Genomic DNA, 18,373 nt, shown 5'->3' on the forward strand with positions numbered 1-18,373 from the left:
CGGTTATCCCAGCGTTAGCGGAACCAGATCCCGTGATACATTCGCAGCCCTCCCTATATTTGACTGAGCGCAAGCTAACTGGAAACCGGGCGGGTTGTCACCCGGAAATTTTTTGCTCGGCAAAAATCACATCATTCCAAGCAGTTCGTCGCGCGAAATTTCAAACTGAGACTTTATCCATTTCGTCTCTAACTCGGCCAGTTTCGCGCCCAGGGCCGGTCCCTGATAGGTTGGCATAAGATCGCGCGCGGCCACCGGAAACCGCGCGGCGGCCCCGATCTCGACTTGGGGTTTCCACCGGGGATTCCAAGGCTGTTCCAGCAAGGCGCAGCGCAAGACCAGCGATTCCATCGCCAGTGTTGCCTTGATCCGGTAGCCAAGTTCGCCCGCCTGCGCGGTGCCGGTCGCGGCCTCATAAATCTTTGCAAGTGTTCCTGTCTGCGCCCGGCTCAGACGCAGAGTTTCCAGCTGCTCAGGCGCGCCCAGCGCAGCAAGCCGACGCAACGGGTCGGGCGCGAGGCCCGCCTCGGATTCCAGATGAATCAGCTGGGCCAAGGCCCGATCATCCACACCCGGCAGCAGCGCTGTCAAAACCCCGATGGCACGCATGGTGGCAACCGACGGGACCGGGTCGGGGGCAGCCAGTAGTTTCAGCATCTCGGAGCCCACCCGCTCACGTGAGAGCGTAGCCAAGCCCTCCAGGTTTTCGGCAATTGCCGACAGGGCATCCGGGTCGAACCCCAGTGCCGGATCGCCATACCACGCGTGAAATCGAAAATAGCGCAGCGAGCGCAGGTAATCCTCTCGGATACGGTCCTGCGCCACGCCGATGAACCGGACCCGGCGGGCGTTCAGATCATCGATCCCGCCCAGCGGATCAAGCACGGTGCCGTCAGGCCTTGCATAGAGCGCGTTCATGGTGAAATCGCGCCGTGCCGCATCCTCGGCCAGATCGGTGGAAAAGGCGACGACGGCGCGGCGGCCATCGGTTGCAACATCACGACGAAAGGTGGTCACCTCATGCGGAATGCCATCGTTGACCAGCGTAACCGTGCCATGATCAATGCCGGTCGGCACCGCCTTGATCCCCGCCACCTGCGCCAGTTCGATCACACGATCCGGCACCGCATCGGTCGAGATGTCGATATCCGCAACCGGCGCGCCCAACAGCGCGTTACGCACGCACCCGCCAACAAAAAGCGCCTGCGCCCCGCCATCCGTCAGCGCGCGGCACACCGCCTGCGTGGCCGGGCGTGTCAGCCAACTATCGCGGATCTGGGTCACGGATTCATCCGCGCGGCCAGCCCGCGCAGGATACGCGCGGTCGCGCCCCAGATGTAATAGGGGCCATAAGGCACCACGAAATACCTACGCCGCTGTCCACGCCAACGTCGCGCTTCGACCAGGAAATTTGCAGGCTCAGTGACATGCGCAAGCGGGACGGAGAAGACCTCTTCGACCTCGCCCTGTTCGGGCACCACCTCGAAAGGTCGATCCAGCACTGCGACAACCGGGGTCACATCAAACGCGGTCACCGTCTCATGCGAGGGCAGATGGCCGATCACGCGCGGCAGATCGCGCGGCAGGCCGATCTCTTCTTCGGCTTCGCGCAAGGCCGCGGCGTTGACATCCGCGTCGCCTTCATCCTGCTTGCCTCCGGGAAAGGCGATCTGGCCGGGATGGTGTTTCAGGGCCGAGGACCGTTTGGTCAGGATCAACCTTGGCCCGTCCTCCTGTATCAGGATCGGGACCAGAACCCCAGCAGGCCGCAATTTGCGGCCCTCTGGCAGCACCGCCTCGGGGTTGAGATCGAAATCGCTCGACCCCAGCCCGGGACGGGCCAGGGCCGCACGAAGGTTTTCGACCAGATCAGTCACTGGGGTCCGTATCCGCCTCGAACCCGACCGTTTTCGGGTCCAGCACGTAGTGGGCACCGCAGAACTGGCAATCGGCGGTCACGACACCTTCGTCGGTGGTCATCGTGGCAATATCCTGCGCCGAATAGATCGACAGGCTTTGGCGGACGCGATCTTCGGTGCAGGTGCAGCCAAAGCGCACCGGCTGGGCGTCATAGACCCTCGGCTGTTCCTCGTGAAACAGCCGCACTAGCAGGTCGGTGGGCGGAACGGATGGCCCGATCAGTTCCAAATCCTCGACCGTGTCGAGCAGGATATTGACCCGGTTCCAGTTCTCGCCGGTTTCACCCTCAACCAGATCGGCGGCGCTTAGGATGTTGCCCTCGCCTTCGGCACTGGCCACAAAGGGCGATGCCTTGGGCATATGCTGCAACATGATGCCACCGGCGCGCCAATGCTCGGCCGTGCCGGGTTCCGAGGACCGCCCGAAGCTCAACGAAAAGCGGGTCGGCAATTGTTCGGACTGGGCAAAATAGGCCTCGGCACAGGCACTGAGCGATCCGCCAGCCAGGGGCGTTATACCCTGATAGGGCTGGGTGCCGCTGCCCTGATCGATCATGATGGCGAAATAGCCCTCGCCCACCTGATCAAAGGGCGCACCATCGCTCAAGCGGTCGCGGTCGAAACTGGCATATGCCCGGATACGGGCCGTGTCGCCTGCTTTCTCGGGGGCGTAATAATCGGTTGCGATCATCCGCACCGGACCCTTGGACTGCACCTGCAGGGACAGCTTCCAGCGCAGACTGATGGTCTGACCAATCAAGGCGGTGAGCAAAGCCATTTCGGCCACCAGCGCCTCGACCACTGGCGGGTAGTCATGCTGCTTGAGAATACCGTAAAGCACGCCGTCCAGCCGGGCGATCCGGCCACGCATATCCGGAACATCAAGTTGAAATGGCAGGACCGTATCGTCCCACGCGATTTTGGTACTGAGTGTCATGGGGTTTCCTTACGCGCCACAGATTGGCATACCGCGACCATATAGGGTGGGCAAGCCGAGTTGAAAGAGGCGCATACATGATCAGACGTTTTGGCGAAAGACCCGTACCGGGACGTCACTATGTCCGGCGTGCCGGGGTATATGCCCTGCTGCCACGGTCCGGTTCACTGTTGCTGACCTGTCAGATGGAGCCGGGGCCAGACCTGCAACTGCCCGGCGGCGGCATCGATCCGGGCGAATCACCGCTGCCCGCCCTGCATCGCGAGGTGTATGAGGAAACCGGCTGGCAGATCGCCGCGCCGCGCCGGGTCGGCGCATTTCGCCGCTTTGCCTACATGCCGGAATACGACCTCTGGGCGGAAAAGATCTGCCTTATCTACATGGCCCGCCCCGTCCGCCGCCTCGGACCACCGACAGAGGCGTTTCACGAAGCGCTCTGGATGAGCGCCCCTGATGCCGCGCAGATGCTGGGCAATGCGGGTGACCGGTTCTTCGCTAACAGCTATTGCATCGGCGTTTTGTGATCCCGGTCACGGCCCGTTGAATTCGAACAACGTGGCCGATACGTCATCCTCAATTCCGAAATCTGGCGACATGCGCTGACTCAGCTTGTCATAGAGCGCATCCAGGAACGCCCTGCCCTGAAGCTCGGAGTCGCAGGCATGCACGAGGTCCAACAGACCGTCCTCATCCAGCATCTCGCCGTTTTCCAGCCGACATTCGGTGAAGCCATCGGAATACATCAACACCCGGTCGCCGGGTTCCAGCTTGGTTTCTATCTGGTGGTAGGGGACGTCCGGCAACAGGCCGATCGGCACACCACCCTCGCCCAGAAACTCGGTCGTGCCATCACGGCGCAGCAACAGCGGATGCGGATGGCCAGCCTGAACCAGCCGCAACATGCCGCTTTCGAGATCAACAATGCCGTAGGCCATGGTGAAATACTCCTCGACACCGCGGTCGGTCAGCAAACGGGCGTTGAGGATATGGGCAACCTCTTCCGGCTGGCGCAGGGAATAGAACTTGTCGAAACGGCGTTCCATCGCCAGGTTCTGATCCAGATAGCTGCCCGACAGATAGCTGCCCAACCGGGCAGTCATCATCGCCGAGGTGATACCGTGCCCGGAGACATCGATGCTGTAGAACCCCAGCCGCCCTGCGCCGGGCGAGAACATCCCCACCAGATCGCCACCGATATGCCCGCACGGTTCCAGCAGCAGGCTGACCCGCGAGGCACCGAATTCGCGGCTGAGCTCGGGGACCAGCGATTCCTGGATCTTGCGGGCCTGAATCAGGTCCTTGTCGATGGCATCATGTGCCAGCTTCAGCTCTTCCAATGCCTCTTCGATCTGCCTGTTCTTTTCGGATAATTCACGCTGCATGCCCAACACACGGTCACCAGCAGATATACGCGCGCGCAACTCGTCCGAGCTGACAGGCTTGATCAGGAAATCATCTGCCCCCGCATCCAGCCCCTGCGCGACCTCGTTCTTTTCGCTCTTCGAGGTCAGCAGGATGAAATAGGAATACCAATTTGTTTCAAGATCGCGAAAGGCGCGGCAGAAATCCGGCCCGCTGATGCCGGGCATGACCCAATCGCTCAGCACCAGATCGGGCGGGTTTTCAGCGCAGATTCGCAACGCCTCTTCGCCGCTATCGGCCTCAATCACCTCCAGCCCCCATTTCTTGAGCGAGCTGGCAAGGATGCGCCGTTGCAGCCGACTGTCATCGACAACCAGCACATGGCGAATCGAACCCAACACCTTCTGCGAATGCTCTTCTGCCGATCCAGACTGCAGCACCGTTAAACCCCGGACACGATTTCGATCCCGACACAGGCCGAGCCTAGGCACGTGACCTTAACATCTTATGAAACAACGATTGCGCGAGAATCTTAACCTTGTGTTTACGACCTCTTCGCCAGACTACGCGCAGGGCGGAACAGCCCCGCGAGGTGCAAGATGATTGACTGGTCCCGCGTCGCGCAGTTGCGCGACGAGGTTGGCGAGGATGATTTCGAAGAGGTGTTCGATCTGTTTCTGGAAGAGGTCGGCGAGGTAATCGCGCGCTTGCGGGTGACCCCGGATCACAACACATTGGAGCGTGATCTGCACTTCCTGAAGGGCGGCGCGCTCAGCCTTGGTTTCAAAACCTTTTCCACATTGTGCCAGAATGGCGAGCGAGAGGCCGCAAATGGCAATGCCGACTCTGTGGACATCGCCGAGATCATTGCCGAATTCGAAAACTCACGGATCGCCTTTCAGGCCGAAGCCAAGGCGCATCTGCTCTGATCAGATCACAAACTGCGCCAGCGTTTCGTCATTGGTAATATCGGTATAGGTAAATCCGGCATCGTCCAGATGGGCAAAAAGGCGCTCGAAGTTTTCCGGCTTGAGGGTCTCTATCCCGATCAGAACAGATCCGAAATTGCGCGCGGATTTCTTGAGATATTCAAACCGTGCAATGTCGTCCTCGGGGCCCAGAATCCCCAGAAACTCCTTCAAAGCGCCCGGTCTTTGCGGCAAACGCAGGATGAAATACTTCTTCACGCCCGAATATCTCTGGGCGCGTTCCTTTACCTCCGGCAGGCGTTCGAAATCGAAATTGCCGCCCGAGGTAACACAGACAACGCTGCGGCCCCGGACAAAACTCTGCACTTCTTCGACCGCCTCGATGGCCAGCGCCCCCGCCGGCTCCAGAACGATTCCTTCCACATTCAGCATGTCGATCATGGTGACGCAGATCCGGTCCTCGGACAGGACCAGCACATCCGACAAATGGGTTTTTTGCAACAGATCAAAGGTCTTTTCCCCGATCCGGCCCACCGCCGCGCCATCCACAAAGTTATCCACATGGCCCAGGGTGACCGGATGCCCCGCCGCCAGCGCCGCCCGCAGACAGGCGCCGCCCGCCGGTTCCACAAACAGGCAATGGGTGCGGTCGCCAAACCAGGTGGCCACACCCGAGGACATGCCGCCGCCGCCCACCGGCAGCACCACATGATCGGGCGCGCCGCCCAACTGCTCTTCAATCTCGACCGCGAGCGAGGCCTGCCCCTCGATCACATCTTCATCGTCAAAGGGCGACAGGAAATGCCCGCCATTCTGCGCACACCAGTCCTTCGCGGCGGCCAGCGTGTCGTCGAAATAGTCGCCGGTCAGATGAATCTCGATCTGCTCACCACCGAATTTCCGGGTCTTCTGGACCTTCTGCTGAGGCGTGGTGACCGGCATGAAGATCACGCCCCGCACCCCCATATGCTTGCACATGAAGGCCACACCCTGCGCGTGATTGCCCGCGCTGGCACAGACAAACAGGTCCTGGCCCTGCTGCTTGCGCATGGCGTTGAAGGCCCCGCGCAGCTTGTAAGACCGCACCGGGCTCAGATCTTCGCGCTTGAGCCAGATATCGGCGCCATAGCGTTCGGACAGATGTGCATTTCGCTGCAACGGCGTCGGCGGAAAAACGGAACGCATCGCCTGCTCGGCGGCGCGGGCGCGGGTCATGAAATCAGTCATGAGCGCGTCACTGCCGTATGCGCGCGCTCATGGCAAGGAATACATCCGTGTACAGGGTCAGTCGAGCGCCCGGCCTTCGATATAGTGACCATAGAGCGTGGTCAGAATGCTGACGTTAATCAGGGAGAAGATCAGCGTAACGATGACCTGAACCGCGATACCAAGGATCGGAAGGATCGAAATCGCGACACCGAAGACCACCTGCAAGCCCAGCTGAACAATCGCCATGATCACGACCAACAACAAAATTGCGCCGGTACTGCCCTCGGTTGCCCGCCAAGCATCGCCAAAACTCATCGGGCGGCCAATGGCAACGGCAGGCAGGACAACGCTCAAACGGTAGAGCAAAACGATGAGAAAAATCCATACCGCGATCATCACCACGACGCCGAGCGGGCCGAGCAAAGCTGTAATGAGCGACGCGGCCAAACCGATCACAACAATCAGAACGATAATCATCAAACCGCGTCCGAAATACCCCAGCATCCGGTCAAAGTGGAGCGGTGGCACCCAGCCCTTTGGGTATTCTTCAAGCAAGACGAACCGGTGCCAAGCCACAAAAATCCAAAGCGTGATCAGACCCCAGACGAGCCCACCAAGAAACAGCCAGCCGGGCCTGATTTCTTGCTGCGATTCGACCAAGTCTATCGCGACATCACCCGAGATCTGACCCATGGAAAGGCCGCTCTGGTTGAAAATGAGGGCAATCAGAAACGCCATGATCACCGAGGGAACAAGTCCGATCTGCAGGGCTTCTTGCAGGTTCCGAAACACCAGCTTCACGGAATGCAGAAAAAAGCTCCAACCCTTCATGGCAATCCTCTCAATCTATTCGTGCGCCAATCTTTCTGAATTCGCCCGCGCCGCCAAGGTGACATGTCGGCACCAGCTTGCCCTGTTGCCGAAAAACCGCTAGGGGCCATCCGTCATTCGATTGAGAGGAAATTCCATGTCCGCGCCCAAGAAAGTTGTGCTGGCCTATTCCGGCGGGCTTGATACGTCGATCATCCTGAAATGGCTGCAGACCGAATACGGGTGCGAGGTGGTGACCTTCACCGCCGATCTGGGTCAGGGCGAAGAGTTGGAGCCTGCTCGCAAGAAGGCCGAGCTGCTGGGGATCAAGCCCGACAATATCTATATCGAGGATATCCGCGAAGAGTTCGTCCGCGACTTCGTCTTCCCGATGTTCCGGGCCAATGCGCAATATGAGGGGCTCTATCTGCTGGGCACCTCGATCGCGCGGCCGCTGATTTCAAAACGTCTGGTCGAAATTGCCGAGGCCACGGGTGCCGATGCCGTCGCCCATGGCGCCACCGGCAAGGGTAACGATCAGGTGCGGTTCGAACTGGCGGCCTACGCGCTGAACCCCGACATCAAGGTGATTGCGCCCTGGCGTGAATGGGATCTGACCAGCCGCACCCGTCTGCTGGAGTTTGCCGAAGCCAACCAGATCCCGATTGCCAAGGACAAGCGCGGCGAGGCGCCCTTCTCGGTCGATGCCAACCTGCTGCACACGTCCTCCGAGGGCAAAGTTCTAGAAGACCCCGCCGATATGGCGCCCGACTATGTCTATCAACGCACCGTCCACCCCGAGGATGCGCCGAACGAACCGGAATTCATCGAGATCGGTTTCGAAAAAGGTGACGCGGTCAGCATCAATGGCGAAGCGATGAGCCCCGCGACCATCCTGACCAAGCTGAACGAATATGGCGGCAAGCACGGCATTGGCCGTCTCGATCTGGTCGAAGGCCGTTTTGTGGGCATGAAATCGCGCGGTATCTATGAAACCCCCGGCGGCACCATCCTGCTGGAGGCGCATCGCGGCATTGAGTCGATCACCATGGACCGGGGCGCGATGCATCTGAAAGACCAGCTGATGCCGCAATATGCCGAGCTGATCTATAACGGCTTCTGGTACAGCCCTGAGCGTGAGATGCTGCAAGCCGCCATCGACAAATCTCAGGACCATGTCACCGGTACTGTTCGCGTGAAGCTCTACAAGGGTCTGGCCTCAACCGTGGGTCGCTGGTCGGATCATTCGCTCTATTCCGAGGCGCATGTGACCTTCGAGGAAGACGCCGGTGCTTACGATCAGAAAGACGCGGCGGGCTTCATTCAGCTCAACGCGCTGCGTCTGAAACTGCTGGCCGCCCGCGAAAAGCGCCTGAAATAAATACGCGTCAGAGTTGTAGATACCCCCGGAGCGCTACAACTCTGACAAATATTTGCCCCTTTGTTCTGCGAATCCCGAATACGGGCCGCCCAAGGTGAAACCGGGCGGTCCGCGTAACGGGTATCTGGCAGAACACAGAGGCGGACATGCAGGGAAGCAGCGCATTTACATCAAGGGCGGGGTTCGAGTTTCGCGGCACAGCGAGAGAGTTCTTCGGAATCTGGATCGTCAACCTGCTGCTGTCGATCCTGACTCTTGGTATCTATAGCGCCTGGGCCAAGGTGCGGACCAAAAAGTACTTCTATCAGAACACCTATGTGGCCGGGCGCAACTTTGATTATCACGCCACCGGCATGCAGATCCTGATCGGGCGGCTGATCGTCATTGCCGGGATTGTGGCTTACGCATTGCTGAGCACGAATGAGATTGCGGCGGTGGTTATGATCCTGGGCCTGATCGCCCTGATCCCCTATCTTCTGGTGCGGTCGTTGCGGTTCAATGCACGCATGTCCAGCTGGTCAAATATCCGCTTCACCTTTCACGGCAGCTTTGGGTCTGCGCTAAAGGTCTATTACCTCTATCCCTTCCTCGCTGCCCTGTCGCTTTATACCGCGTGGCCCTTTGTCACCCGCGCCACTCAGCGTTTTCTGGCCAATAGTCATGGGCTTGGCACCACGCGGTTCAACTTCAACAGCGCGATTGGCCCCTTCTACAAGGCGTTGGTGGCAGCCATCATCTGGGGTCTTGGCTCGCTGATGATCCTCTTTGCCATCGCTGGCACCAACCTGGATATCCCGCGCGCGCTCCAGGCCTTTGACTCCGGCTCGGATGAGGTCGCGGCCCTGATTGATGTGGGGCTGATCTACGTCATCTTCCTGGTCGCCATTGTTCCGGCGGCTCTCATCTATCACGCGATGGTGCGCAACACGGTCTATAACAACCTCACGCTGGACGGGACGCACAGCTTTCATTCCAGCGTTTCGCCGTTGAAACTGATGTGGATTTCGGTGTCGAACTTCCTGGTGGTGATACTGACCCTTGGCCTGATGATGCCCTGGGCGCATCTGCGGCGCGCGCGCTATCTGGCAGCTCATACCACGCTCTATCCCGGCGGCTCTCTGGATGACTTCGTGGATGAGGAAACCGCAAGCGGCAATGCGGTCGGCGACGCTTATGGTGATCTCGAAGGGTTCGGGATCGAGGTCGCGGTATAACCGCAACAGGCCGATCAGATGCCCTTCATCCGCTCAACCCAAGGCAGTGCCTCGATCCAGGGGCGCGCCTATCCACCGCTCAGCTCGCGTGAGCTGAGCGTGCGGCTGGCGGTGGGGCAGGATCAGGTCTGGCTGATCAATCCGAGGCAGAAGATTGTAACGCAGTCGGCCCTGAGTGACGTAAAAATCGAGCCACGCCTGGGGCAGGCGGAACGGCGCATCATCCTGCCCGACGGCACCCTGTTTCTGACCGAGGATCACGACACGGTGGACGCGTTGCTGGGTGATCACGCGGCGTTGTACGGGTTCGAACAGTTTCATCCAAGACTGATCGCCGTTGTGCTGGCCTGCATCATCGGTGCCTGGGCGATGTGGAAATACGGCCTGACCGCGCTGGTACATGTGGCAGTCTGGCTGACACCGGAGCCCGTTGTCAGCGCGATGGATCAGGGCATGTTGGCCAGCATGGACCGGGTGATGAGCGCGCCCAGCCGGCTTGACGCCGAGACACAGGCCGAGGTGCAGCAGATCTTCGACCGCTTGCAGGAGCATCTCGCCCCCGAGGGCGCGGTCCATGACTACCAGCTTGCCTTCCGCCACATGCCCGGCATGGGGCCAAACGCCTTTGCCCTGCCGGGTGGCACCATCATCGTCACCGATACACTGGCCGAGACCGCCTCTGCCGACGCGCTGGCGGGTGTGATCGGTCACGAGATGGGCCATGTCGCGGGCCATCACGGGCTCAAGCAGGTCTATCGCTCGGTCGGTGGCTTTGTCCTGATCTCCATGCTCGCAGGCGATACCGGTCCGATCCTTGAGGACACGCTGTTGCAGGGCAACCTGATCCTGTCGCTGTCCTACTCCCGAGAGCATGAGCTGCAGGCAGACAGTTTCGGCGCGCGCCTGGCACAACAGGCCGGATATGATCCGGGCGGGCTTCTGGATTTCTTCGACAGCCTCGATCTGCCGGAGCATGTGGATTGGCTCAGCACCCATCCAGGATTCGAGGATCGCAAACGCAATCTGCGGCGGATTGACGACCTACGGTAAGGGACCCTCGGGTTCAGATACAGTCTGCGGTCATCTGTTCGTAATAGGGCATCGCGGCCGCCAGCAGGGGCTGCAAGTCTTCCGGCACATCCGGTAACGGACCCTCGGGTTCGGCAAATCCGGTGGATTGCCAGACCGCGCCATACCAATGCGCCGCCCAGACGCCATCCGCCTTGTGGCCCCCCCTGGGCCAGCTCAACATATGCGGAGACCACGGCACGCCGATCTTGTCACACAGCTTTTCCAGCGTCGCGGCGGGGTTGGCGCGGATGTCGTGGCTGTCGACCACAACCGGCGTTCCGCCCCAGGATTTAACCTCTTCAAACAACTCCACCTGCTGGCGAAACCCGATATCGTCCAGCACCGGGTTTTCGCGCTTGGCCGCGTAGCTGGCGATCACCCGCGCGGGGTGGCGGATCAGAAAGACGTTGCAGACCTCGCGCATCCAGTCTCGCGGAATGCCCTCGACCATGTGTTGGGTCATGTGTTTCTGGTACCAATAGGGCCGCGCGCCCGGATGCGGGCCGGACAGATAACGCGCGACCTGATCGGGGTCCTGTTCCTGAGCGGCCAGAACCTCGCCGCGCATCGGGTGATCGATGCCGGTGCGCGCGAGGTAAGCGGCATAAAACGGCTCGTCGATCACCGCGCAATCGGTACGCGCGCCGAAACTGTACATCATGGCCGTCGACAGGTTACGCGGGCCGGACCACATGGCGATCTTCATGTCGCGCTCTCCCGATCTATCAAGGCCTTGTAGAGTGTGCGGATATGGCTGGTCATCGGCCCCATTTCACCAGTTCCAATCACGCGCCCGTCAATTTCGCCCACCGGGGTCTGCGCACCGAAAGTTCCGGTCAGAAACGCCTCATCCGCGCCGTAGGTGTCGACCAGAGAATAGTTCCGCTCATAAACCGGAATACCATCGGCCTGACACAGGTCGATCACCTTCTGCCGCGTGATCCCGTTCATGCAGTAATCCCCGGTCGAGGTCCAAACCGCACTCTTGCGCACGATAAAGAAGTTGCAGGCATTGGTGGTGTTCACGAACCCGTTCACATCCAGCATCAGCGCCTCGTCTGCGCCTGCTTTTTCGGCAGCGATACAGGCCAGAATGCAATTCAGCTTGGAATGTGAGTTCAGTTTCGGGTCCTGCGTCATCGGCAGCCCACGCAAATGCGGCACAGTAGCCAGTCGGATCGGACGCGGCAGGTTCGGGCGGGAATGTTCCATGATGATCGTCACGGTCGGCCCCTGTCGGCTGAGCGAGGGATGCTGGAAGGGGCGCGTCTTGACCCCGCGCGTCACCATCAGCCGTGCATGGGCATCCGTGGTCATGCCATTAGCCGTCTGCGTATCCAGCAGCGCGTTGATAACGCCGTCACGATCCAGCCCGATATCCAGATCGATCGCCTTGGCAGCCTCGAACAGCCGGTCAACATGTTCGTCGAGAAACGCCCAGCGCCCGTTATACAGTCGCAGCCCCTCCCACACGCCGTCGCCCAGCATGAAACCACTGTCATAGACGCTGACCAGGGCTTTTGCTTTCGGAACGATCTGGCCATTCAGGTAGATCAGAATGGCCTCGTTCCGCGCATCCTCCTCGGCCTGATGCGTGCTCATCTTATCTGCCATGAATTCTCCTCCGGCGCGCACGCTACTGCTGCCGGGCGCGCGGGCCAAGGGGTAAACTCAGGTCACCTGCATGTGACAAACCATGTCACACCCTTGCCTGAGACGGTCCACCGCCACACCATCAGTACAAAGGAGACCCGACATGACCCTGACCGATCACATCAAACCCGTTGCCCTCTTCACCCTGATCGTCTTCGCCGCCGCGCTGCGCAGCCTGCCTGCCTCAGCCGCGCCTGCCGAAACGCTGACTGTCGCTGGCGGTTGTTTCTGGTGCGTCGAATCAGATTTCGAGAAAGTCCCCGGCGTGATCGGGGCGGTCTCGGGCTTTACCGGCGGCACCGTCAAAAACCCGACCTACAAGCAGGTCACCAAGGGCGGCACCGGGCACTACGAGGCAGTGCAAATCACCTTCGACCCGGCAAAAGTCTCGCGCGAACGCCTGCTTGAGATGTTCTTGCGTTCGGTTGATCCAACCGATGCGGGTGGTCAGTTCTGTGATCGGGGCGATAGCTATCGTACGGCGATATTCGTCTCTAACAAAAGCGAAAAGGCGCTTGCAGAGCGTGTCAAGGCCGAGGCGCAGTCCGATCTGGGACAAAAGATCGTCACGCCGGTGAAATCCGCAGGCGCGTTTTATCCGGCCGATGCGTCGCATCAGGATTATTACAAGGGCAAAAACCTTGTCATCACCCGCTTTGGCCCCAAACGCCAGAAAACCGCCTATAAGCTATACCGCGAAGCCTGCGGTCGGGATGCGCGGGTGAAACAGCTTTGGGGAAGCGCTGCACCGTTTGCCGGTAGCTGATTGGTAAGCCGAAAAGAAAAAAACCCGCCGATGAGAATCGGCGGGTTTCTTTGTGTCTGGTGACCCCGTCAGCCCAGATCGTTGGACGCCAGCACCGCCATGTTCAGAATGTCATTGGCAGTGGACACGGTGGAACAAATCTGAATGGGCTTGCCGATCCCTGCCAGGATCGGACCGATCACATTGGCCTCGCCCATTTCCTGCATCAGCTTTACTGAGATCGAGGCAGAGTGCCGGGCCGGGACGATCAGGATATTCGCTGGCCCGGTCAATCGCTGGAACGGATAAGCCGCCTGCGCCTGCGCGTTCAGCGCCACATCGACGGTCATTTCGCCCTCAAACTCGAAATCCACACCCCGCGCTTCCAGCACCTTGGGCGCCTGATGCATCTTTTCGGCGCGTTCCGAGACCGGATAGCCGAAAGTCGAGAAGCTGACAAAGGCCACGCGCGGCTCCAGCCCGATATGGCGCGCGACGCTGGCGGCGCGTTCCGCTATGTTGGCCAGATCCTCGGCATCGGGCCATTCATGCACCAGCGTATCGCCAATCAGAACGATGCGCCCCTTGTGCAGCAGCGCGGTGATCCCCGCTGTTCCACTACTAACATCGGCATCAAACACGTGGTTGATCCGATCCAGCACATGGGCCGATTTCCGCGTCGCGCCGGTCACCAGACCATCACCATGCCCATGCGCCAGCATCAGAGCGGAAAACACGTGCCGGTCTCGCGCGGCCAGGCGATGCACATCCTTCTCGTCAAACCCTTTTCGCTGCAGGCGCTCGTAAAGGAAGCTTTTGTAAGCATCTAGATGCAGAGTGTTGGCGGCATTGACCACTTCGATTTCGCGGGTGGCATCGCTGAGACCGACGCTTTCCAGTTTCTCCTTCACATCGTCGGGTCGCCCTACCACCAGCGCCTTGCCATAGCCCGAGCGTTGATACATCACTGCCGCGCGCAGCACGCGGGGATCGTCACCTTCGGAAAAGATCATCCGGCTTTGGGCCGCACGTGCCCGCGCATTCATGCCGCGCAGAATGCTGGCGGTCGGATCCATGCGGGATTTCAGGCTCAACTCATAGGCATCCATATCCACGATCGGGCGCCGCGCCGCGCCGGTATCCATCCCGGCCCGCGCCACGGCGGGTGGAATGCGGTGGATCAGGCGCGGGTCAAAAGGCGTCGGGATGATATAGTCGCGGCCAAAAGACAGGCTTTTGCCATAAGCCATCGCGACCTCATCCGGCACATCCTCACGCGCCAGATTCGCCAGCGCATGGGCGCAGGCGATCTTCATCTCGTCGTTAATGGCACGGGCATGGATATCCAGCGCACCCCGGAAGAGATAGGGGAAACCCAGCACGTTGTTGACCTGATTGGGGTAATCCGAGCGGCCCGTGGCGACGATCGCATCGGCGCGCACCTCATGAGCGTCTTCCGGCGTGATCTCGGGGTCGGGATTCGCCATGGCGAAGATCACCGGATTCTCCGCCATCTCGGTCAGCATCGCCTGGGTCAGCGCACCTTTGACGGACACGCCCAGGAACACATCCGCGCCTTTCATCGCCTCTTCCAGCGTGCGCAGGTCGGTCTTGATCGCATGGGCCGATTTCCACTGGTTCATCCCCTCGGTCCGGCCCTGATAGATCACGCCCTTGGTGTCGCAAACGATGCAGTTCTCATGCCGCGCACCCATGGATTTCAGCAACTCGATACAGGCGATCCCTGCTGCCCCGGCCCCGTTCAGCACGATCTTGACGTCTTCGATCTTCTTGCCGCTCAGATGCAGCGCGTTGATCAGGCCGGCGGCACAGATCACCGCCGTGCCATGCTGATCATCGTGAAAGACGGGGATATCCATCTCTTCTTTCAGGCGCTGTTCGATGATGAAACATTCCGGCGCCTTGATGTCTTCCAGATTGATGCCGCCAAAGGTTGGCCCCATCAGACGCACGGCGCGGCAGAACTCATCCGGGTCTTCGGTGTCCAACTCGATATCGATCGAGTTCACATCGGCGAACCGCTTGAACAGGACAGACTTGCCCTCCATCACCGGTTTCGAGCCGAGCGCACCAAGATTGCCAAGCCCCAGAACGGCCGTCCCGTTCGAGATCACCGCAACCAGATTGCCCTTGTTGGTATAGTCATAAGCCGTCTCGGGGTTCTCGGCGATTTCCTCGCAAGGCACCGCAACGCCAGGGCTGTAGGCCAGCGACAGATCGCGCTGCGTCGTCATGGCGACGGTGGCCTGCACCTCCCACTTGCCCGGCGTGGGTTCGATGTGAAAGGCAAGCGCTTCTTCGCGGCTGATCTTGGCTTTGGGCATGTGGGTCTTCTTTTTGCTATAGGGGCCAATGCCTCATAGCGCAGCATTGCTGCCGCCTCAACGGCGTTACGTTTTCACCTTTCGTCACATCAAACGGGTTTGTAAGGTCGCGCCGGTTCACCCACGGAGAGGCAGGCCTTGACCACAGTCACGCCGATGATGGCGCAATATCTCGACATCAAGACCGCGCATGCGGACGCGCTGCTGTTTTACCGGATGGGCGACTTCTATGAGATGTTTTTTGACGACGCCGTCGCCGCGTCCGAGGCGCTGGATATCGCGTTGACCAAACGCGGCAAGCATGAGGGCAACGACATCCCGATGTGTGGCGTGCCGGTTCATGCCGCCGAAGGCTATCTGCTGACACTCATCCGCAAGGGGTTTCGCGTCGCCGTATGCGAACAGATGGAAAGCCCCGCCGAAGCCAAGAAGCGTGGCTATAAATCGGTTGTGAAACGCGACGTGGTGCGGCTGGTCACCCCCGGTACGCTGACCGAGGATTCACTGCTGGAAGCGCGGCGGCATAATTTTCTGGCGGCTTACGCTGTGGTGCGTGATGCCGCCGCGCTGGCATGGGCTGATATCTCGACCGGGGCATTTCACGTGATGCCGCTGGCCCCGGTGCGGCTTGGCCCGGAAATCGCCCGCCTTGCCCCCGCCGAAATGATTGTAGCGGACGGGTCAGAGGGCGAACTCGCCGCAATAGTCTCTGATATGGGTGTGCCGTTGACCCCGCTGGGACGTGCCAGTTTCGACAGCACAGCGGCGGAAAAGCGACTATGCGCGCTGTTCAACGTGGGCGCGCTGGACGCGTTCGGGCAATTCTCCCGTGCCGAGGTTTCGGCCATGGGCGGGCTGATCGACTATCTTGAGATCACGCAGAAAGGCAAACTACCGCTGTTGCAACCGCCGTTGAAAGAGGCCGAAGATCGCGTGGTTCAGATCGACGCTGCCACGCGCCGCAATCTGGAACTGGCCCGGTCGCTTTCGGGTGGGCGCGCCGGGTCGCTGCTGGCGGTTCTCGACCGCACGGTCACCCCCGGCGGCGCGCGGTTGCTGGAACAGCGCCTGTCCAGCCCATCGCGCAATCTGGGTGTGATCACGGATCGGCTGGATGCGGTCAGTTTTGCATGCGAAGATCGCCTGACCGCTTCCGACTTGCGCGAGGCTTTGCGCAAAACCCCCGACCTGGATCGCGCCCTGTCGCGGCTGGCATTGGAACGTGGCGGCCCGCGTGATCTGGCCGCGATCCAAAACGGTTTGACCCAGGCCGAGGCGATCTCGCAGATCGCCGGGAAACAGGACCTGCCGCCGCTGCTGACGGACTCCGTCGGTAACCTCTCCGGCTTCGATGATCTGCTGAATCTGCTCGATGCGGCGCTTGTGGCGGACCCGCCGCTGCTGGCCCGTGATGGCGGGTTTATCGCCGAAGGGTTCGATTCCGAACTGGACGAGGCCCGCACCCTGCGCGACGAAGGCCGATCCGTGATTGCCGGGTTTCAGCAGAAATACGCGGAACATACGGGCATCACCTCGCTGAAGATCAAGCATAACAACGTGCTGGGCTACTTCATCGAGACCACCGCCACCCATGTCGACAAGATGCTGAACGCACCGTTCAGCGAGACCTATATCCATCGCCAGACCACCGCCAATCAGATCCGCTTTACCACCGTCGAATTGAGTGAGATCGAAACCCGCATCCTGAATGCAGGCAATCTGGCACTGGAGATTGAAAAGCGGCTCTATCAAAGGCTTTCTGGTGCGATTCTGGACGAGGCGGCAGAGATCAACCAGGCCGCGCGCGGGCTGGCCGAGATCGACCTGACCACCGCACTGGCCGATCTGGCCACCGGCGAAAACTGGTGCCGTCCCACGGTCGATACCAGCCGCGCTTTCGCCATCGATGGTGGTCGTCACCCGGTAGTGGAACACGCCTTGCGTCAGCAGAGCGGCGAGAGCTTTGTGGCCAATGATTGTGACCTCAGCACCGAAAACGGCGCCGCGATCTGGTTGCTGACCGGGCCCAACATGGCGGGTAAATCGACCTTTCTGCGCCAGAACGCCCTGATTGCGCTGCTGGCGCAGATGGGCAGCTATGTTCCAGCGGATGCGGCCCATATCGGGTTGGTCAGCCAGTTATTCAGCCGCGTGGGCGCCTCCGACGATCTGGCACGCGGGCGCTCCACCTTCATGGTCGAGATGGTCGAAACCGCCGCCATCCTCAACCAGGCCGATGACCGCGCGCTGGTGATCCTGGACGAGATCGGGCGTGGCACCGCCACCTATGATGGGCTGTCGATCGCCTGGGCCACGCTGGAGCACCTGCACGCCGCCAACCAAAGTCGTGCACTTTTTGCCACGCATTATCATGAGCTTACGGCGCTTGCGGGGAAACTCACGGGGGTAGAAAACGCCACTGTTTCAGTCAAGGAATGGGAAGGTGAGGTGATCTTTCTGCACGAGGTCCGCAAGGGGGCTGCGGATCGGTCTTACGGTGTGCAGGTCGCGCAGCTTGCGGGCCTGCCTGCCTCGGTCGTGGAGCGCGCGCGCATCGTGCTGGAGCAGTTGGAAAAGACCGAACGCGAGGGCGGCAAGCAACAGACGCTGATTGATGATCTGCCGCTATTCTCCGTCGCGCCTGCTGCTGCGCCCGTGGTGAAAGCCGCACCCTCACCCGTGCTCGACATGCTTGACGAGATCCTGCCCGATGATCTCTCGCCGCGCGAAGCGCTCGACCTGATCTACAAACTGAAAGAGGCGGCCAGATCCTGACCGCCCCTTTAATCTGGCTCGCA

16 protein-coding genes are annotated in these 18,373 nt (G+C 60.4%); 7 read left to right on the top strand and 9 right to left on the bottom strand.

All coding sequences use genetic code 11. The annotated features are described in order from the left end of the window. Positions 1–126: 126 nt before the first annotated feature. The 3 genes from Q5Y75_RS19630 to hslO are packed head-to-tail and all read right to left on the bottom strand — an operon-like array spanning position 127 to position 2,856. Entirely contained in the window at positions 127–1,284 is a 1,158-nt protein-coding gene (locus tag Q5Y75_RS19630) for a CCA tRNA nucleotidyltransferase (protein WP_306200765.1), read from the bottom strand. Then, complete coding sequence (locus Q5Y75_RS19635; RefSeq protein ID WP_306200767.1) at positions 1,281–1,877, bottom strand: CoA pyrophosphatase; 597 nt, start codon at positions 1,875–1,877, stop codon at positions 1,281–1,283. The genes Q5Y75_RS19630 and Q5Y75_RS19635 overlap by 4 nt, the downstream gene beginning before the upstream one ends. Continuing rightward, positions 1,870–2,856 (bottom strand): Hsp33 family molecular chaperone HslO, encoded by a 987-nt coding sequence (hslO, locus tag Q5Y75_RS19640; protein WP_306200769.1) that lies wholly within the window; start codon positions 2,854–2,856, stop codon positions 1,870–1,872. The genes Q5Y75_RS19635 and hslO overlap by 8 nt, the downstream gene beginning before the upstream one ends. A 77-nt stretch (positions 2,857–2,933) precedes the next feature. On the opposite strand from hslO, the gene Q5Y75_RS19645 reads away from it, so the two are divergent. After that, positions 2,934–3,380 carry an NUDIX hydrolase gene (locus Q5Y75_RS19645; protein ID WP_306200771.1) on the top strand — a complete coding sequence of 149 codons (447 nt, stop codon included), beginning with the start codon at positions 2,934–2,936 and terminating at the stop codon, positions 3,378–3,380. Between the two features lie 6 nt (positions 3,381–3,386). On the opposite strand, the gene Q5Y75_RS19650 is transcribed toward Q5Y75_RS19645, so the two are convergent. After that, positions 3,387–4,658 carry a PP2C family protein-serine/threonine phosphatase gene (locus Q5Y75_RS19650; protein ID WP_306200774.1) on the bottom strand — a complete coding sequence of 424 codons (1,272 nt, stop codon included), beginning with the start codon at positions 4,656–4,658 and terminating at the stop codon, positions 3,387–3,389. 159 nt (positions 4,659–4,817) lie between these two features. On the opposite strand from Q5Y75_RS19650, the gene Q5Y75_RS19655 reads away from it, so the two are divergent. After that, entirely contained in the window at positions 4,818–5,147 is a 330-nt protein-coding gene (locus tag Q5Y75_RS19655; protein WP_306200776.1) for an Hpt domain-containing protein, read from the top strand. Here Q5Y75_RS19655 and ilvA read toward each other — a convergent pair whose 3' ends face one another. Both ilvA and Q5Y75_RS19665 read right to left on the bottom strand, forming a co-directional pair. Continuing rightward, positions 5,148–6,374 (bottom strand): threonine ammonia-lyase IlvA, encoded by a 1,227-nt coding sequence (gene ilvA / locus Q5Y75_RS19660; protein WP_306200778.1) that lies wholly within the window; start codon positions 6,372–6,374, stop codon positions 5,148–5,150. Positions 6,375–6,431: 57 nt separating this feature from the next. Beyond that, positions 6,432–7,187: a hypothetical protein gene (locus Q5Y75_RS19665; RefSeq protein WP_306200780.1), complete on the bottom strand. Its 756-nt coding sequence runs from the start codon at positions 7,185–7,187 to the stop codon at positions 6,432–6,434. 136 nt (positions 7,188–7,323) lie between these two features. Here Q5Y75_RS19665 and Q5Y75_RS19670 point away from each other — a divergent pair, with 136 nt between their 5' ends. From Q5Y75_RS19670 to Q5Y75_RS19680, 3 genes are all read left to right on the top strand, one after another. Further along, positions 7,324–8,547, top strand: a complete 1,224-nt coding sequence (locus Q5Y75_RS19670; RefSeq protein ID WP_306200782.1) for an argininosuccinate synthase — start codon at positions 7,324–7,326, stop codon at positions 8,545–8,547. Between the two features lie 146 nt (positions 8,548–8,693). Beyond that, on the top strand, positions 8,694–9,761 hold the full coding sequence (locus Q5Y75_RS19675) for a YjgN family protein (protein ID WP_306200784.1): 1,068 nt from the start codon (positions 8,694–8,696) through the stop codon (positions 9,759–9,761). 18 nt (positions 9,762–9,779) lie between these two features. Continuing rightward, on the top strand, positions 9,780–10,811 hold the full coding sequence (locus Q5Y75_RS19680) for a M48 family metallopeptidase (protein ID WP_306200786.1): 1,032 nt from the start codon (positions 9,780–9,782) through the stop codon (positions 10,809–10,811). Between the two features lie 13 nt (positions 10,812–10,824). Here the strand turns inward: Q5Y75_RS19680 and Q5Y75_RS19685 are convergent, their stop codons facing one another. Together Q5Y75_RS19685 and Q5Y75_RS19690 are read right to left on the bottom strand one after the other, a co-directional pair. After that, positions 10,825–11,538, bottom strand: coding sequence for a sulfotransferase-like domain-containing protein (locus Q5Y75_RS19685; RefSeq protein ID WP_306200788.1), 714 nt, complete (start codon positions 11,536–11,538; stop codon positions 10,825–10,827). After that, on the bottom strand, positions 11,535–12,446 hold the full coding sequence (locus tag Q5Y75_RS19690; RefSeq protein WP_306200790.1) for a D-amino acid aminotransferase: 912 nt from the start codon (positions 12,444–12,446) through the stop codon (positions 11,535–11,537). The genes Q5Y75_RS19685 and Q5Y75_RS19690 overlap by 4 nt, the downstream gene beginning before the upstream one ends. Positions 12,447–12,588: 142 nt before the next feature. Here Q5Y75_RS19690 and msrA point away from each other — a divergent pair, with 142 nt between their 5' ends. Beyond that, entirely contained in the window at positions 12,589–13,251 is a 663-nt protein-coding gene (gene msrA, locus Q5Y75_RS19695) for a peptide-methionine (S)-S-oxide reductase MsrA (RefSeq protein WP_306200792.1), read from the top strand. Positions 13,252–13,319: 68 nt separating this feature from the next. Here msrA and Q5Y75_RS19700 read toward each other — a convergent pair whose 3' ends face one another. Next, positions 13,320–15,575, bottom strand: a complete 2,256-nt coding sequence (locus Q5Y75_RS19700; protein WP_306200794.1) for an NADP-dependent malic enzyme — start codon at positions 15,573–15,575, stop codon at positions 13,320–13,322. A 156-nt stretch (positions 15,576–15,731) separates the two neighbouring features. Here Q5Y75_RS19700 and mutS point away from each other — a divergent pair, with 156 nt between their 5' ends. Next, entirely contained in the window at positions 15,732–18,350 is a 2,619-nt protein-coding gene (gene mutS / locus Q5Y75_RS19705; RefSeq protein ID WP_306200911.1) for a DNA mismatch repair protein MutS, read from the top strand. Positions 18,351–18,373: the final 23 nt, after the last annotated feature.

Origin of the sequence: Ruegeria discodermiae (genome assembly GCF_030758345.1) — a bacterium.
Taxonomy (GTDB): Bacteria; Pseudomonadota; Alphaproteobacteria; order Rhodobacterales; family Rhodobacteraceae; genus Ruegeria_C.

What these genes read in the sequence shown, in the direction of transcription:
- hslO (WP_306200769.1), bottom strand. Translation starts at nt 2,856, where the DNA reads ATGACACTCAGTACCAAAATCGCGTGGGACGATACGGTCCTGCCATTT.
- Q5Y75_RS19645 (WP_306200771.1), top strand. Translation starts at nt 2,934, where the DNA reads ATGATCAGACGTTTTGGCGAAAGACCCGTACCGGGACGTCACTATGTC.
- Q5Y75_RS19655 (WP_306200776.1), top strand. Translation starts at nt 4,818, where the DNA reads ATGATTGACTGGTCCCGCGTCGCGCAGTTGCGCGACGAGGTTGGCGAG.
- ilvA (WP_306200778.1), bottom strand. Translation starts at nt 6,374, where the DNA reads ATGACTGATTTCATGACCCGCGCCCGCGCCGCCGAGCAGGCGATGCGT.
- Q5Y75_RS19665 (WP_306200780.1), bottom strand. Translation starts at nt 7,187, where the DNA reads ATGAAGGGTTGGAGCTTTTTTCTGCATTCCGTGAAGCTGGTGTTTCGG.
- Q5Y75_RS19670 (WP_306200782.1), top strand. Translation starts at nt 7,324, where the DNA reads ATGTCCGCGCCCAAGAAAGTTGTGCTGGCCTATTCCGGCGGGCTTGAT.
- Q5Y75_RS19675 (WP_306200784.1), top strand. Translation starts at nt 8,694, where the DNA reads ATGCAGGGAAGCAGCGCATTTACATCAAGGGCGGGGTTCGAGTTTCGC.
- Q5Y75_RS19680 (WP_306200786.1), top strand. Translation starts at nt 9,780, where the DNA reads ATGCCCTTCATCCGCTCAACCCAAGGCAGTGCCTCGATCCAGGGGCGC.
- Q5Y75_RS19685 (WP_306200788.1), bottom strand. Translation starts at nt 11,538, where the DNA reads ATGAAGATCGCCATGTGGTCCGGCCCGCGTAACCTGTCGACGGCCATG.
- Q5Y75_RS19690 (WP_306200790.1), bottom strand. Translation starts at nt 12,446, where the DNA reads ATGGCAGATAAGATGAGCACGCATCAGGCCGAGGAGGATGCGCGGAAC.
- msrA (WP_306200792.1), top strand. Translation starts at nt 12,589, where the DNA reads ATGACCCTGACCGATCACATCAAACCCGTTGCCCTCTTCACCCTGATC.
- Q5Y75_RS19700 (WP_306200794.1), bottom strand. Translation starts at nt 15,575, where the DNA reads ATGCCCAAAGCCAAGATCAGCCGCGAAGAAGCGCTTGCCTTTCACATC.
- mutS (WP_306200911.1), top strand. Translation starts at nt 15,732, where the DNA reads ATGATGGCGCAATATCTCGACATCAAGACCGCGCATGCGGACGCGCTG.